11 protein-coding genes are annotated in these 16,387 nt (G+C 67.1%); 1 reads left to right on the forward strand and 10 read right to left on the reverse strand.

Translation table 11 applies throughout. The features are described from left to right. Positions 1 to 163: 163 nt before the first annotated feature. From CHC11_RS38105 to CHC11_RS38145, 8 genes are all read right to left on the reverse strand, one after another. The gene (locus CHC11_RS38105) at positions 164 to 3,922 is read right to left on the reverse strand and encodes a WD40 repeat domain-containing protein (protein ID WP_143227460.1); all 3,759 of its coding nucleotides are present in this window, start codon (positions 3,920 to 3,922) and stop codon (positions 164 to 166) included. Positions 3,923 to 4,407: 485 nt separating this feature from the next. Next, the gene (locus CHC11_RS38110) at positions 4,408 to 5,064 is read right to left on the reverse strand and encodes a CHAP domain-containing protein (protein ID WP_089316769.1); all 657 of its coding nucleotides are present in this window, start codon (positions 5,062 to 5,064) and stop codon (positions 4,408 to 4,410) included. A 269-nt stretch (positions 5,065 to 5,333) separates the two neighbouring features. Beyond that, positions 5,334 to 5,897, reverse strand: coding sequence for a hypothetical protein (locus tag CHC11_RS38115; protein WP_089316770.1), 564 nt, complete (start codon positions 5,895 to 5,897; stop codon positions 5,334 to 5,336). 447 nt (positions 5,898 to 6,344) lie between these two features. Beyond that, entirely contained in the window at positions 6,345 to 6,692 is a 348-nt protein-coding gene (locus CHC11_RS38120; RefSeq protein WP_089316771.1) for a DNA/RNA non-specific endonuclease, read from the reverse strand. Positions 6,693 to 6,711: 19 nt separating this feature from the next. Then, positions 6,712 to 6,909, reverse strand: a complete 198-nt coding sequence (locus tag CHC11_RS38125) for a hypothetical protein (protein WP_089316772.1) — start codon at positions 6,907 to 6,909, stop codon at positions 6,712 to 6,714. A gap of 613 nt (positions 6,910 to 7,522) precedes the next feature. Next, the gene (locus CHC11_RS38135) at positions 7,523 to 8,509 is read right to left on the reverse strand and encodes a trypsin-like serine peptidase (protein ID WP_089316773.1); all 987 of its coding nucleotides are present in this window, start codon (positions 8,507 to 8,509) and stop codon (positions 7,523 to 7,525) included. Between the two features lie 104 nt (positions 8,510 to 8,613). Continuing rightward, positions 8,614 to 9,165, reverse strand: coding sequence for an integrase core domain-containing protein (locus CHC11_RS44005; RefSeq protein ID WP_089316774.1), 552 nt, complete (start codon positions 9,163 to 9,165; stop codon positions 8,614 to 8,616). Positions 9,166 to 9,225: 60 nt separating this feature from the next. Then, positions 9,226 to 9,690, reverse strand: coding sequence for an IS3 family transposase (locus CHC11_RS38145; protein ID WP_342750035.1), 465 nt, complete (start codon positions 9,688 to 9,690; stop codon positions 9,226 to 9,228). Positions 9,691 to 10,328: 638 nt separating this feature from the next. On the opposite strand from CHC11_RS38145, the gene CHC11_RS38150 reads away from it, so the two are divergent. Further along, on the forward strand, positions 10,329 to 11,210 hold the full coding sequence (locus tag CHC11_RS38150) for an alpha/beta fold hydrolase (protein WP_281258439.1): 882 nt from the start codon (positions 10,329 to 10,331) through the stop codon (positions 11,208 to 11,210). Here CHC11_RS38150 and fxsT read toward each other — a convergent pair. Continuing rightward, on the reverse strand, positions 11,196 to 15,140 hold the full coding sequence (fxsT, locus tag CHC11_RS38155; RefSeq protein ID WP_089316777.1) for an FxSxx-COOH system tetratricopeptide repeat protein: 3,945 nt from the start codon (positions 15,138 to 15,140) through the stop codon (positions 11,196 to 11,198). The genes CHC11_RS38150 and fxsT overlap by 15 nt on opposite strands. Positions 15,141 to 15,154: 14 nt before the next feature. Next, positions 15,155 to 16,351, reverse strand: a complete 1,197-nt coding sequence (locus CHC11_RS38160; protein ID WP_179279216.1) for a TIR-like protein FxsC — start codon at positions 16,349 to 16,351, stop codon at positions 15,155 to 15,157. Between the last annotated feature and the right edge of the window lie 36 nt (positions 16,352 to 16,387).

Consider the following 16,387-nt stretch of genomic DNA (forward strand, 5'->3'; position numbering starts at 1 on the left):
CCATCCGACCGGGGCGCTTCAGTCCCACGTGCCCGGTCTGGCTCGTTCAGGGGACATGGTGTCTCGGCTTGTGGGGGTGGCGCGCCAACAGGATTCGGACCGCGACCGTCGGATGAGAAGGAGCGCGGCGGGGTCGCGGCGCGCCGGCCGTGAAGGGGTCTGTTCAGCGGCAGGGGTGTTTGACGGGAAGCTGCGGGAGGTACTGCTTCCATTGCGTTGCGGTAGGGGTGCTGGTGGTGGCGCAGATACGTCTTATGGCGTGGTGGAGGTCGGTGGAGGTCAGTTGGACGAGGTGGTCCTCGCCGGCGGTGGCCAGGGTGTGGCCGTCGGGGCTGTAGGCGGCGCTTTTGAGGCCGTCGGTGTGGCCAGCGGTCAGCGGGTTGCCGATCGGTGCGGCGTGTGCGGGGTCGGAGGTGTTCCACAGGCGCAGGGTGCCGTCGTTGCCGACGCTGGCGAGGGTGTGGCCGTCGGGTGCGAAGTCGACACTTTGCACGAGCAGGGTGTGGCCGCTGAGCGGCAGTCCCAGGGCCGTGGGATTCACGGGATCGTGAACATCCCACAGTTGGACGGTGTGACCCGCGGCCGTGGCGAGCGTTCTTGTGTGGGGAGCGAACGCTCCCCAGAGGATGCCGCTTTTGGCGCCGGTCTCGATCGATGGCAGAGGCTGAGGGTGTGCCGCATCGTGGACGTCCCACAGCCGCACCTGGTCGTCGGAGCTGGTGCTGGCGAGGACGGCGCCGTCGGGGCTGAAGGCCGCCCAGTGCAGTTTGCTGATGGCCCCGGTGAGCGGCTGTCGGAGTGCGGTGGGGTGGGCGGGGTCCGAGATGTCCCACAGCTGCAGTGAGCGATGGGGTCCACCGGTCACCAGGATGTGCTCGGTGGGGTGGAATGCCAGCGCGTCGGTGGACTCGGCGTCGTGGGTCGGGATCGATGCCAGTGAGCGCGGGTGCGCGGGGTCGGACACCTCCCACAGCCGTACTGTGAGGTCGTGGCTGGCGCTGGCCAGCGTCCGGCCGTCCGGGCTGAAGGCGACCCGGGTGATGGCGTCGGCGTGCGCGGTCAGCGGGGGGCCGAGGGCTGTGGGGTCTGCAGGGTCGCGCGTGTCCCACAGTCGTAGGGTGTGGTCGTTGCCGGCGGTGACCAGGGTGTGGCCGTTGGGGGCGTAGGCGACGGTCTTGACGGTATCGGTGTGGCCGGTCAGGACGGTCTCGGGCAGAGACCACACCCGCAGGGTGTGGTCGTCGCCGACGCTGGCGAGAGTGTGGCCGTCGGGGCTGAACGCGACCCAGTAGACGAAGCTGGTATGGCCGACCAGGGGCGGTCCGAGTGGTGTCGGCCGGTCGGGCCGGGAGAGGTCCCATAGCAGGATGGTGTTGTCGGCGCCGGCGGTGGCGAGGGTGTGGCCGTGGTTGCTGAAGGCCGTGGCGAGGACGGTGTCGGTGTGTCCGGTCAACGGTCGGCCGAGCGGCGCGGTGTGGGCGGGGTCGGACACGTCCCACAGCCGCACGGTGCGGTCGTTGCCGACGCTGGCCATTGTGTGGCTGTCAGGACTGAAGGAGACCGCGTAGACCGCGTCGGTGTGGCCGGCCAGCGCCGGCCGCCACGGATGGGGGTGGTTGCGGTCGGTGACGTTCCACAACCGGATGGTGTGGTCGTGGCCTGCGCTGGCGACCGTGCGGCCGTCGGGGCTGAAGGACGCCGAGGCCACCGAGTCGGTGTGCCCGGTGAGCGGTTGCCCGAGGGCGCGTGGGTGGGCGGGGTCGGATGTGTCCCACAACCGGACCGTGTGGTCGAAGCTGGCGGTGGCCAGGGTGCGCTCGTCGGGGCTGAAGGAGACCGAGAACACATAGCCGGTGTGTCCGGTGAGCGGCTGACCTAGAGGGGTGGGGTCGGCGCGGTCGGACACGTTCCACAGGCGTGCCGTTTTGTCTCGGCTGGCGCTGGCCAGGGTGCGGCCGTCGGGGCTGAACTGCAGCCAGTAGACCCAACTGGTGTGTCCGGTCAGCGGCCGGCCCAGCGGTGTGGGGTGCGCGGACTCCGACATGTCCCACAGGCGGATGGTCTTGTCGCGGCCGCCGGTGGCCAGCGTGTGCCCGTCCGGGCTGAACGCGACCGCGTAGACCGCGCCGCTGTGTCCAGTCAGCGTGGTGGAAAGGGCCGTGTTCTGGGTGTTGAGCAGGTTGGTGGCGGCTTGCTGGGTGGGGTGGATCCGGTAGGCGGCCAGGTTGGTCTGGGCGGCGAGTGCGGGGTCGAGGCCGGCGACCTGGCCAGCCTGGGTCACCGCCTGCTCGGCGACGGCCCGGTCGCGCGCCGCCTGGGCCGTGCCGCGCTGCTGGAAGGCGATGATGGACATGGCGGAGGAGATCAGGGCTAGCACCGCGAGCGCAGCGATCGCGATGCGGCTCCGGGTGGCGGCGCGTCGCTCCTGGCGGGCCGAGGCGTCCAGGAAATCCCGCAGACGGTCGCCGAGCAGTATGTCGCTGCGGTGCCGTTCGGCCCACTCGGTGGCCGCGGCCAGCCGGGCGCCCCGGTACAGGACGCCGGGGTCGCGGTCCTCCCGGTCCCAGGTGAGGGCGGCCTCGGCCATCTGCTGATGGGCGATCAGGTCGGCGCGGTTCTGGTCGAGCCACTCGCGCAGCCGTGGCCATGCCTGCAGTAGTGCCTCGTGGGTGATCTCGACGGTGTCGGTGTCGAGGGTGACCAGGCGGGCGCGGGCCAGTGCCTCCAGCACCGTGTCGGTGCCGGGGCCGGTGGTGTCCAGTTCGTCGCGGCGCACGCGCCGCTTGGCGTCCCCGGTGTTGTCGCCCAGCGCGACCAGGCGCAGCAGGATGCCGCAGGCGAGTTGCTGCTGCTGGCCGGTCAGGGTGGTGTAGACGGTTTCGGCGGTGCGGGCCAGGGCGTGCCGGATGCCGCCGGCGGCCTCGTAACCGCTCAGGGCGAGGGAGTTCCCGCGCCGCCGGCGCCAGGTTTCCAGCAGGGCGTGCGAGACCAGGGGCAGCGAGTTCGGCTCACTCGCGGCATCGGCCATCACCCGTGCCAGCAGGGCGCCTTCGACGGTGCACTCGGCGCGGGCGGCCGGTCGGATGATCGCCTGGCGCAGCTCGTCGGCGGTCATCGGCCCGACGAGCAGCTGGGCGTCCCGCAGCGCCTCGACCAGGTCGGGATACTGGGAGCAGCGGGCGTAGAAGTCGGCCCGCACCCCCAGGACGACGCGGGTGCGGCTGTCGGGGGTCCGGGCGGCGCACAGCAGCGCGGAGATGAACCGGGCGCGCTCGTCGGCGTCGGCGCACAGCGTGAAGACCTCCTCGAACTGGTCCACCACCAGCAGCAAGTCGACGTCGGCCGGCCGGCCGGCCAGGGCCTGCAGCACTGTCAGGTGCAAGGCGCGCTCGTTGCCTTTGAGCCCCTCGCGCAGTTCGACGGCCGAGCGGTTACTGAACGCCGCCACGTGAGCGGCGCACGCGTCCAGCGGGTGCGGACCGGGCGTCAGCAGCACGGTGGGCCACTGCTCGCCCGCCGAGGCGTTCTGGCTGCCGATCTCGGGCAGGAGGCCGGCGCGCAGCAGCGAGGACTTCCCCGCCCCGGACGCGCCGAACACCGCGAGGAACCGTTGCGTGCGGACCCGCGACACCATGTCCTCGATCAGCCGCTCGCGCCCGAAGAACCACTCCGCGTCCTGTGGCCCGTAGGCCGCCAGACCGACGTAGGGGGCGCGTTGCTCCTGGTCACCGCCGCCGATCTCCGGGCCTTCGGAACTGGGGCTCGGTGACTCGGCGACCGCCGACCGCCACCGCTCCTCCCACACCGCCGGGTCGCCTCCGCACGCTCGAACGTAGGCCAGGGCGACCTCCAGGGTGGGCAGCTTCCGGCCGGCGGCGGCCTCCGCGAGGGTTGTTGATGAATAATGCGCATCCTGCGCCATATCACGATAAGTGGGACTGCCTGCATCGACTCGAAGCGACCGCAGGCCAATAGCGAAGTGCGTCACCGCGGTGCCATCGTCGATCAATGGCCGTTCGGGTCGTGGCATACCAACCTCGCAGAGGAGCCAAGAGGGTATTGCATGGAAGTCATTATCAATCGTCATCAAGAGCGGCACGGAGTTTTTACCAGAGTCTCGACTCCTGATGGACTGCCATGCGAAAAAATCCAGAAAGGTGATTAATCCCCCTCTGTCGAGAGAGTAAGAAAACGGCATGAATTGAACTGGTTTCGAATGACTTCCGTGATGCCGTCTTCGGTCCGCGCCGCTGCGCTTGGCTCATGAGCGAATGGGCGGCGCGGTGGGCCCGGGGCGGTGGCGACGCGCAACCGCACGTCGCCACCGCGGTGTTCGTTTGCCGCCGCGGCCACCAGCCGTAGCGTTGGTGCCGGCTCATCTGGGAGCCGAGCGTGAGCGTCTCACCCTCACCAGGCGGGGGAGCCGTACCCCCAGATGAAGCGGCTGTAGCGCGAGTACGTCAGCTTCTTCACCTGGTCGCCGCGGTTTCCTTCGACGGTGGTGACGTGGGTGGCGTCATAGCCCACCACGATCCCGACGTGGTCCGCGCCGTCGTGGCCGTTGAAGTCGAAGAAGATCACGTCCCCCGGGTGGGGGCCGCCTCCCTTCGCGCCTCTGTGGTGAAAGCGTTTGTGGTTTTCGAACCACTTTATGTGGTCATCGACCCCTGGGTATACTTTGCCGCCGACCGCCTTGAGTTGGCCGGTATTGGAGAACACCCAGCCGACGAATATGTCGCACCATTGGGAGCAGTCGTGGTGGGCCCATTTGCCGTACTTGGTGCAGTTGTTTCCCTTTTCGTGGTAGCCGACTTGGCTGTTGGCGAGCCGGACGACCGCTGCGGCCGGGCTGCTCTTGTCGGCACCGGACGCGATGTCGGTTCCGGGGACCTTCTGCGGTGCGGTCTGGGCGGTGGGGTTCGCTTGGGTGATGGTCCAGCCGGTTGCCGTGGTCGAGGCCGACGCCGCCGGGCCCGTTGCCAGGGCGGTGGTGAGCGTCGCGGAAAAGAGTGCGGTGGCCAGTGCCGGCCCGGTCTGCTTGCTGCGGGCCTGCCGGGAATTCATGGAATTGTCTCCCTTGTGGATTGTCGGGTCAGAGTGTGAACGTTTGATGTGTCGATGATCGGTCGGCCCCCGTCCGCCGGGCTTGGGGCCCGGCGGACGGAGTGCCTGTCGCTGCTGCTTCTCGCCGCGGCAGGCTCTGCCCTGGAGCGGCGTCTTCTGTACCTGCCGCCGGGCGCGAACACGCCGGCGGTCGACGGGCCACGGCGATGCCGGGAGCGGTTCACCTTCCCCGCCTTGGCGTGCGGCCGGTGCCGTTTAGAGCGGCAGGGTCACCCGAAGCAGTCCTGCACCTTGAGGATCAAGGTCATGGAGTTGACCTTGCCGCGGGAGATGTCGAACTCGTAGAGGGCCTGCGGGTTGCCCGGCGCGGCGACGCCGTAGTAGCCCTGGCTGTTGCGCTTGAGGCCTGGGTAGGCGTGCTTGGCCTGCGCGAGGGTCGAACCGATGTGGATGCCCCGCGTGGTTCGCGTGTTCTTCGGCGGCTGGATGAGCGCCACCCCGTACTTGTGGGAGACGTACACGCCGACGGTGTCGCGACCGGTCGGGTGTCCCTTGAGGTCGTAACCGTCGCAGGCCGGCCCGTGTGTCTTGAGCACGATCATGCCGGTCTTCCGGGCCCGCTGCTCGGACATGCCGATCTTCAGGCGGCCGTACCCGTGGGGCGAGAGCTTGAGCGCCTTGCTCACCGGGGCCGCGGCCCCCATGGCCGTCTTGACCTGCGTGGAGTGTGCGGACTGTGCGGACGCCGCGTTGGCCGTGCCGACCGAGGCGGCGAGCAGAGCGGTGGAGGCCAGGGTGGTCGCCCCGACCACCGCCGTCTTCGTGATGGACATTTCGTTCCTTCGGTTCTTGATGGGTCACCAGCCGGTCTTCCGCCTGGGATCGTCGCCCTCGGACCCGATATCGCGCTGGGCTGGGATGGCTCGATATGCCGGTTCTACAGCCCGAAGATTGTCCGGCGCCGGTGGCACGGGACCGGACAACAGAGCCCGGACAATGGGAGCCGCCATCTCGCCGGGACGCCTTAGGATGGTTGGCCCATAAATGGCGGGTTATATGGTGACCTGTGGCCTGCTGAAAACTGAATGCATCAGCGGCACGCACAGACCTGCCGCGATCTTCGTGAGGGTCGGTTGTGATCACGTCGTGCACGTGTGGGGACAGCAGGCGCACAGCGCGCCCGTGAGGCGCCGGCCACGCTCGAGATACCCCCAAGGGGCGCACGGTCAGGCGCATCCGGCGGAGGCCAGGCGCTGGTCGAGTTCGCTGCGCAGTCGGGTTTACTCGCTGTTGTCCAGAGCCCGGTTGGGGATGGTGAGCTGGATGCTCTGCGCGGGATGCGCCTCGGTGTCGACCTGGACGTCGGTGGTGGAGGTGTCGGGCGTCAGGGTGGTCAGGTCGCTGTAGCTGACGCGGATGCGGTAGTTGCAGGATGTGGCCGCCCGCGCTTTCAGGCAGTCCTTGGCGCCGGCTTCCATGCGCTCGTAGATCCCGCGCTTCACTGAGGCCCACTGCGGGACCAAGTCGTAGCGTTCGTCGAAGCCGTGCAAGGTCGCGGCTATCAGGTGGCCGCCGTCGTAGCCTGCGGGGCCCCAAATGCCCCACCTTGCGCTGGCACGGGCCGCGATCGGCGACCGAGGCGGTCACCTACCTCGTCGACGTCGGCGCGGACGGGCGGCCCTGGGCGTCGGTGGAGTAACTGGCGCCGTCGGCGTGGAACACCGCGTTGGCGGCGATGTGCTCCGTGCAGGGCACATGGGCGACGTCGCGCAGCTCGGCCAAGGAGACCGTGCGTGGCCGCGCGGCGGCGTCCGCAGGTGCGGCGAGCGCGGCCAGGGTGGTCATGGCCGCGACGATCGCGGCGGTGGTGAGGGGAGCAGTTGTTGCAAGCGGGGGATCACAGGGGGTGTCCTTTCGGTCTGCCCGCTGACAGGCGCGCGGGGGCGAGTCACAGAAAGCAGAACACGAAAAGGGACGATCAGTGGCAATCTGTAGTCAACAGGTCGGTGTGGCCGGTTTGATGGCCCTCACGTGGGGCCGCTTCGCCCGCTGGGGAACCGCACCGGCCGAGCGGCGCAGCAGCAGCCGGATCAGGCGCCCGTTTTCCAGGAAACCGGTGATCGTGGCTGCGACACGGCCTGCCCGGTGCTGCTCCTGCAGGGCCTCGACGGCCCGGTGGTCCCCCCCCCGGGACCAGTCCGAGCGCTTCGCCGTCGCGCTGGTCGCCAAGAAGATGCCGTACGCTTACCTCGCCTTCGAGGGCTCCGCCGCGCCGACACCGCTATCGCGTCCCTGCAGGCGGAGCTGGCCTTCTATGGGCAGACGCTCGGTTTCGAGCCGCGCGGCGTCGATCCCATCAACCTGACGGTCGGCTGAGCCGCATGTCCCGTCACGGCGGCCCTTCCATCCCGGCCCGTACCGTCCACCGGCGGGGTCGGGCCCGCCGGTGGACGGGCCGTCAGCTCGCGCGCTTGTCGGCGGCGCTGCGGAGGTTGGCGACATCCTTGTCGAAGTACGCCGAGTACGACCGGGAGGCCGTGTGACCGCCGGTGTGGAAGCCGCCGATAACGCCGTTGATGGAACCGGTGTGGGTCTTGCCGTTGTAGCCGAGCAGCCATGGGCTGCCGCTCGTCCCACGGGTAAAGCCGGTGCAATCCATCCGGATCTGGTACTTCGAGTACCTCGCCGTCTTGGTGTGGCAGGAGATGGGCCTCTCGCGCGCGTCAGGGTAGCCGAACACGTCCACCGTCCTGCCGACACCCCGGTTGATGCTGAGCTTGTTGTAGCCGACCGCTTTCTGGATCGTCGTGCCGTTCCGCGTGTTCAAGGCGATGAACCCGAAGTCCAGGTCGGGGTCACTCTTGGACGCCCAGCGCTTTTCGACCATCAGCATGCCGGCCGTCCACATTCCGTACGGGCGGTGCCCGCGGTCGTACTTGGGGACGAACACCACGTTGCGCCTGTACGTCTTCCCCAAGCCGCCGTGGATGCAATGGGCGGCGGTTATCAGCAGCCTCTGGGAAGAACTGTGCACGACGCTCGCCGTGCAGTAGTGGTCGCCGTGCCCGTCGTTCGAGAACAGCGCCCCGACGGTGGGCACCCCGCCGAACGGCTTGGACACGGGAATGGACTGCGCGGTGAGCTGTTGGCCGGTTGCGGCGCCGTCCTCGAGGTCCAGCGGCGTGGCGGCGGCCATCCGCCGCTCCGTCCAGTAACGGGACGCGCTCCCCGACTCAGCCGCGCTGATCCGGACACTGGTGGAGGTGTCCGCCATCGTGCGCCCCTGCGCGTCGCTCGCCGGAACCGCGGCCCGCATGACCGTCTTGACCTGCGTGGAGTGTGCGGACTGTGCGGACGCCGCGTTGGCCGTGCCGACCGAGGCGGCGAGCAGAGCGGTGGAGGCCAGGGTGGTCGCCCCGACCACCGCCGTCTTCGTGATGGACATTTCGTTCCTTCGGTTCTTGATGGGTCACCAGCCGGTCTTCCGCCTGGGATCGTCGCCCTCGGACCCGATATCGCGCTGGGCTGGGATGGCTCGATATGCCGGTTCTACAGCCCGAAGATTGTCCGGCGCCGGTGGCACGGGACCGGACAACAGAGCCCGGACAATGGGAGCCGCCATCTCGCCCGGGACGCCTTAGGATGGTTGGCCCATAAATGGCGGGTTATATGGTGACCTGTGGCCTGCTGAAAACTGAATGCATCAGCGGCACGCACAGACCTGCCGCGATCTTCGTGAGGGTCGGTTGTGATCACGTCGTACACGTGTGGGGACAGCAGGCGCACGGCGCGCCCGTGAGGCGCCGGCCACGTTTGACGGGCGTGATGCCCTCTCTGAGGTTCCCCCGCAGCACGGACAGCTGGGGTGAGATGGGGCAGGTGGTCGTGGACGAGGCGCGGTGTCGTTCCTCGTACTCCACCGGACTGAGCATTTCGAGGCTGTGCTCTGAACGGGTTATACGAGCACTCGATCCATTCAAACACCGCGGCTGCGAGGTCGGCTTTTGTCCGCCAATTCCTGGTGTCGAGGAGTTCGAGTTGCATCGTGCCCCAGAACGACTCCATCATGGCATTGTCGTAGCAGTCGCCGACCGTGCCCACCGAGCCGAGGAGTCCGGTGGCCCCGAGGTGCTTTCCGAACGTCCAGGACGTGAACTGGGTTCACTGGTCTGAATGCAGGATCGTGGCCTCCTGGGCGGCTTTCTGCGGGCGGCTGCGGCGGCCATCGCATCGACCGTGGGTTTGATGGTCTGGCGGATGTCGATGGAATGGCCGATGATGCGCCGGGAGAAGCAGTCCAGCACGTCCGCACAGTACAGCTTCCCCTCGCCGGTCGGGTGCTCGGGGTGTCGGTGACGCACAGCACGTCGGGCGCCTGACGTCGAAGGCCCGCTTGACCAGGTCCTCCTCGGTCGGCTCATTGCCCAGGTTGCGGCGCCCCCTGCGCCAGTAGATCCCCTGGATCCCGGCTTGGCGCATCAGCCGCTCGACTCGTTTGCGGCTCACCTGCTCGCCCCGTCCGAGCGTCAGCTCGGCGTGCTCCCGCGGCGAGCCGTAGCTCTGGCGTGACTCTTCATGGATTTCTTTGATCATTCTCACCAGCTCGGTGTTGCGGTGCTCTCGGATGTGGACCTCGGGGCATTGCTAAAGGGTCCACGACCTGACCGCCGCCCGTATTCGGGGCATCCTGCGAAAACTGGCAAAGAAAGGGAGGCTCGCCCTGGCCGACAAGGCATACCAGGAGCCGAAGCCTCGTGCGTCATCACGCCCTACAAACAAGGGCAGGGACAAGCTCGAGTCGCAGAACCAGGTCAACCAGGCGCACGCCAAACTCCGGCAGACCAGGCGATCGCGCAAACGCCCAGATCGTTTATGGCAAACTGCGAAGATGCGCTGCAGCTTCAGCAAGGTCGGCCAAATCATCAAGGCAATCGCCGTCCCTCTAAACTACGAGGTCCGTTAAAAATAAAAGATTGGTCACCGAGCGTCGCACTTGACACAATGCATGACCAATAAATCAACGACACTCTCCAAACTCCACATATCACCTCCGCATCTTGATCAACTTTGAGGAGGCGTTTTCGGCTGACACTTATAACCAATCAGACCAAGCCGCATAAGACAGAAGCGAAGACGAAAATATGTCGGGCTCGCCAAATGGTTCCAGATGTGGCGCGGAGTATTGACTCCTGTGCGGTGACTCAGTTAGAAGCAGATGAAGGCTTCATAGTGGTCCCGCATCGGATCGGAGGCTGGACTTGATGATGGTTGTGACCGCCGCTGACGGACGGGGGCTTGCCGTGCAGCAGTGCGGGGAACCCGGAGGCCGTCCCGTCTTCCTCCTTCATGGAACGCCCGGGAGCAGATTGGGGCCGATTCCACGGCCCATGGTGCTCTATCAGCTCGGTATCAGGCTCATTTCCTTCGATCGAGCCGGCTACGGCCTTTCGGACCGGAGCCTCGGGCGCACAGTCGCCGATATCGCCGCCGACGTCCGTGTGATAGCCGACTTCCTGGGCTTGGAGGAGTTCGCTGTCCTCGGCCGGTCGGGCGGCGGTCCGCACGCCCTCGCCTGCGCGGCGTTGCTTCCCGAGCGCGCCCGGCGCGTCGCGGCGCTGGTGGCGCTGGCGCCCGCGCAGGCGGAGGGACTCGATTGGTTCGAGGGGATGGCTATGTCCAACACCCAGCAGTACCTCGCGGCGCGCGGCCAGGGTCGGCTGATCTCCGCTCGGCTGCGGTCGGCCGCCGACGGCATCCGCGCGAACCCGGCGCGGTATCTGGCCGAGATCCACGCGGAACTGCCCCGGTCGGACCGGCGCGTGGTGGCCGACGCCGGGATGCGCAGGATGCTCTACGAGACCTTCGCGGAGGCGTTCCGCAGATCGGCAGATGGCTGGATCGATGACCTGCTGGCCTTTAGCCGCCCGTGGGGGTTCGACCCCGGTGACATTGGAGTGCCGACGATGCTCTGGCACGGCGCGGACGACACATTTTCGCCCGCCGGGCACTCCCGGTGGCTGGCCGGGCGGATCCGAACCTCCACCGTCGTGATCCAGTCCGACTCGGCGCACTTCGGCGCGTTCGACGTCATCCCGGACGTGCTGGCCTGGCTCGCCGAAGCGGTACAGCCGTCACAGCGGTTGTAGCTCCAGATCGCGGTTGAGGCGGACGCCGTTCCGGACGTTCGCGATGATCGGGTGCGGGTGGTTCTCCGCCAGCACGAGCAGGGCTTCCGCGGCCTGCTCGCGCAGCTCGTACGCTTCCGTCGTACGGTTCATGTCCTGCAGGGTTACGGAAAGGTTGGCTCGGCAAACGTTGGTGTCCGGGTGCCGCTCGCCCAGGAGCTCGGTCAGCCTGGCCAGCGCGTCCCGTTCGAGCGCCTCGGCCTCCTCGTAGCGGCGGACGTCGCCCAGGCAGTTCGCGTAGTTGATCGCGGCGGACAGGATGAACGGGTGCCCCCGACCGGGCGGCTGCTCCCCCTGGCCGAGCGCCAGCTCCAGGGCCGGCACGACCCTGGAGGCGAGTGCCACAGCCTCGTCAAGGTCACCGGCACTGCGGAGATAGCAGCCCAGATTGTTTTCGACAAGCAGGGTGTGCGGGTGCTCCTTGCCCATCTTCTGGGCATGGACGACCAGTGCGGCTTGGGCGCGGTCGCGGGCCGCCAGGTGGTCACCGATCGCGGACATGCAGGCAGCGACTTCCAGGTCGGCAGGCACGGAGTCGGGCGAATCAGGGAAGTAGCGCTGATACCTGGCATAGGTCTCCTCCGCGAGGGCCAGAGCCTCCTCCAGTTGGCCGACCTTGCGCAGCGATATCGCCAGACTTGTCCCCGCACGCAGCGTGTCCAGGAACTGGTCGCCGAGGACCTCCATGTATCTCTGGTAGACACCACGCAGCATTTCGACGGACTCGTCGTAGCGACCTGCCTCACGTAGATCCCACGCGAGGCAGGACTCGGTGTAGAGCGTGTAAGGGTGGTCCTCCCCTAAAACGTTGCGGCGGCGTTCCAGTGTCTGCCGGTCCTGTCGGTATGCGCTGGCCGATTTGCCGTTCAAACGGTAGTCGACCCCCAAGTTGTGCGCGGTCATCAGGGTGCGCGGATGGTCCTCTCCCCAGGTTTCGGTGGCACGCTTGAAGGTCTTCTCGTCCATCTCCAGGGCTTCCCGGAACCGGCCGAGCGCACGCAGGTCCGCGGCGACGCTTCCGGCGGTCATCAGCGTGTGCGGATGCTCGGGTCCCAGCGTCGGTGAGTTCATCTGCCGGTTCATCACATCGATGTCGCGCTGGTACGCAGCTTTGCTGGCGCCGCGCGAGCGCTCCACGTTGGCGATCTGCGCCTGCAGGAACAGCCACTGAAAGTGGTCCTCGCCGAGCTTGCCCGTCCATTCCTTGCTCAGCTCGTCACCAAGGTCGAGGGCGCTGTCAAAGTTCCCGCGCTTCCACTGGTACCGCACCAGGTCGATGAGCATCTGCCTGACGTCCTCGTCATCGCACAGGGCGGCGCCGGACGGCTTGACGTGCGGCAGGATCTCCTCCAGGTTCGGCCAGCTCCTGGGGTCGTCGGTATCTCCGTGCTTGGGACGTGCTCCGAGGAGGATCTTGTGCACGGCGTGGCAGGTCTCCTCTGATCTGGCCGTCGACAACCCGTGCCGGATGACGGATTGGACGAGGGTGTGGACCTGGATCGAGTTGTTGTCCTGGTCGACCCTGGCCAGCGCGAACCGGCTGATCTCCCGCACGTGCTTTCCGAGGACGAGCCGGTCGCGCAGTGTCTCGTCCAGCGGCAGGAGGATGCTCGCCATCTCGTCGCTGTAGACGAGGTCGAGCGATATCGGTTCCGCAGAGAAGAACGCCAGCAATTCCAGCAGCCGTGCCGCGGCAGGAGACGCTTCACGCAACTGCCGGAAGGTGACGTTCCAGGTGACCGCGACCGACTGGGGCACGTCTTTGGCGCTCAACTCCAGCGTGGACGCCGTCTCGCGTTCCAGTGCCTCCAGGTACTCGCCGGCGGGCATGAAAGTAGACGCCAGCCAGGCTGCGGCCTGCTCGATGGCGAGCGGCAGGTTGCCGAGCGCCTTGGCGATGTTGTGCGCGTTGTCGTCGGAGATCTTCGGGACGCGGCGACGCAGGTGCTCGACTGCCTCCGCTTCGGCGAACACGTCCACCATCAGCGCCTGGGCGAGTTGGGTCCAGTCCGGGTCGCGGGAAGTGATGATGACGTGCCCGTCGCCGCCCGGCAGGTACTCCTTCAGTTCCTTGGGATTGTCGGCATTGTCGAAGATGATCAGCCAGCGAGGGGTGGGAGTGCCGCGGCGCAGCGCATCCAAGGCGGCGTTCGCGGCGTCAGCGATGCTGTCCCCGACCCGCAGCCCCATGTCCTCGGCCAGGTTGGCGAGCCCGGCCCGGATCGAGTCGGGCTGCTGAGCATTGATCCACCAGACCAGGTCGTAGTCCGCCTTGAAGCGGTGTGCGTACTCGATGGCGACCTGGGTCTTACCCACCCCGCCAAGACCGTGAAGGGCCTGCGGCTGGACGATACGCTGCGTGGTGCCCAGCAGGTTGTCGCGAAGCTGCTCCAGCAGCCTGCCGCGACCAGTGAACACGGCATTACGCCGGTCAACGTTCCATGTGGGGGGCGCTGTCCGGGCGGCCCCGGGGAAGCGGGGCACCACCCGCGAGTGCTCGGTCGGTTGGTCGGCCGAACGCTTGGAGTGGCCGAGCGAGCGCAGCAGCGCCTCGCGGGCCTCCCGCTCCCCTTGCCCGGTGAGGTCGACCGGCATCGGGCCGCCGAAGGCCGCGCCGAGTTGGGCGTCCAGGACGCGTACGGCCGTCAGCCTGCGGTGGGGGCCCGCGGTTCGGCTGGTCAGGACGTCCCACTCCTGCTGCGCGGCCTGTGAGGAGACGAAACTGGGGGACAGGAGGACGAGCGTGTGACCAGAGCCGGCGGCCCGTCCCTCGGACGGGTCGTTCTGCCTTGCGTCCACGCTGCGTGTGATCACCCGGTATCCCACGCGTCCCAAGACCAGGCTCATCCAGTCGACCCACGCGCGGTCCTCGGACACATAGTTGATGTAAACATCGGTGACCTCCGAGGGCCCACGCCGGGTGAAGCGGTCCAGCGTGGACTTCCTGAGCTCCTCGGGTATCGGCCTATAGGCTCCTACCCGGCCCTCAGTGATCTCGCCGCAGAGCCGCTCGAAGGCCGCCAGCATCGAGTTCGGCGAGCCTGGCGCATCACCGAAGGTCGCCAGTGTCTCCTCGAAGGCGTAGTACGGGCGGTACGGGATCTCCACTGAGAGCCAGTATCGGGCCGACTCCTCCTGGTTCATACCGCGCGGGAACTGGTCGAACCGTTCGCGCGCGTAAGCCCGGCCCGCCTCGACCTTGGCGTTCTCGCCGTAGTCGATCCGCATCGGCACCGGCAGAATACGAATGCGGCGCTCCCGGTAGCGTTCGTCGATGTGCGCGGCGATGGCGGCCGCGCCGTCGATGCTCTGGTCGCTCAGAGTGAAGCAGTCGACCAGGACGTCCGGGAAGTGAACGGTGCAGATGTCAGCGATGTCGCTGAGTCCCGTGCGGCTGTCGATCAGCACGTAGTCGTAGTGCCGCCGCATGTCGGCGCGCAGGGCGTCGAAGAACTGGCCGCCGCCGAGTCGGTCGTAGAAGTTGTCCCAATCCATGCTGGTGATCAAGGACGAGTAGTCGCGATTCTGCCGGCCGGCCGAGACGAAGTCCAGCATCCCGCCGTCCGGGAAGTCCCAGTCCAGCGACACCGCATGCTTCAAAATCTTGGCGTACTTCAGGTGCCAGTCCCGCGCGGCGTCCTCATGCTTGTGCGTCGCCGCCCACGAGTAGTCGGTGAGTAGTTCGATGACGCCGGGCGTCTCAGCCACGGTCCTCTGGTCCATGAAAGGGTGAAAGAACTTGTGCAGCCCCGGCGACTCCAGATCCCAGTCGATGACGAGCACCCTGCTCCCGGCCATCGCCATAATCCATGCGACGTTGGCCAACGCGGTCGTACGCCCGGTGCCGCCTTTGTAGGAGTAGAAAGTGACGATGGTGCCGTCGCTGCTCATGATGCCTCCTTGCCCTAGAACTCCGGCCCCTGAAGCGAGGGACGGGACATGGTGGGCGGAGTCTGCGGAGGATGGACTTCCGTGGTCTTGAAGTAGCGGGAGACCGCTTCATGGACGGCCTTGGGCAATGCGTCGCGGAAGGCGTTGAGCGAAGCGAGGCGCGTAGCGGAGCCGATCAGAGCCATGCTCCGGGGAAGCACCTCCGTCAGGCCCTCGGCCAGGTCCGCGGAAGCGGTCATTGTCTCGTGGTCCTCGGAGTTGAACGGCGCGAGGAGGTTGACGGGATCACGGTCCATCTGCCGCAGGCGTTTGCCAATGACCGGGTCCTTGGCAGCCCACGGGTCGACCACCAGGACGCCCGGTTCCTCTAAAGGGTCCTGCGCCGCGTCATCGATGCCGTCGACGACAGAGCCATGGCCCATCTCCTCGAGGACCTCTCGCGCGTAGGCGCCGATCGGCACCAAGTGGTCGTGATCGCGGTAGGGCATCCACTCCAGTGCAGTCCGACCGTAGTAGTAGGCGTCACGGCCGCGTGGGAGCTGATCCAGTTGCTGTGCGGCGAGGGTAAGCCGCACGATCGGTCTGTTCCTGGCCGGGGACGTATCGGTGAACGGACTCTGCAGTGCTTCCAGAGGAGAGACGGAGCTCGTCATGAGGTCGCATTCAGCCGCACGCTCCTTGATGAGCCGCGCTAAGCGCAACACCGTCTCCTCGTAGTCCTCCCGGTACCGGCTCAACTTCATGATCCCGTAGAGGCCCTCGGCGGCGTAGGCCTCGGGGAAACCTGGAGAAATGTTCTGCATCGAGTGCACCGAAGATGGCAGCTCGTCGAGCTCCATGGGAACCCAGAAGGCCGGGATGATCGCAGACGGAGGGTTCTGCCCGAGCGCCTGGGCCTGGCAGCGCCGCTGGAAGGCGGCCCACTCCCTCCCGCAGTAGTCGCTCTCGAAGTAGGCGGGTGAGAACAGCGCGACAAAGATCCGGCAGTTCGATAAAGCGATCTTCAGGCGGCCTGACCACTCAACTCCCACTGGGATTTGCCTGTCCATAAATCCCGGATTGGACACGCCCATTGTCTGGCCGACATCCTGACAAAGATCGTCAAAGAACTGGGTCACCCACCGGTCGGAGACCTCGGGCTGAAAGCGTGACCTGGCATAACTCAGAAAGAACTGCGGGCGTTCGTTCTCCGATGAGCTCCTTCCGGACATACTCCTCCCTTCCGGGGTAACTGTATGGCCGGACGC

This window comes from Actinomadura mexicana (assembly GCF_900188105.1).
In the GTDB taxonomy this organism is placed as follows: domain Bacteria; phylum Actinomycetota; class Actinomycetes; order Streptosporangiales; family Streptosporangiaceae; genus Spirillospora; species Spirillospora mexicana.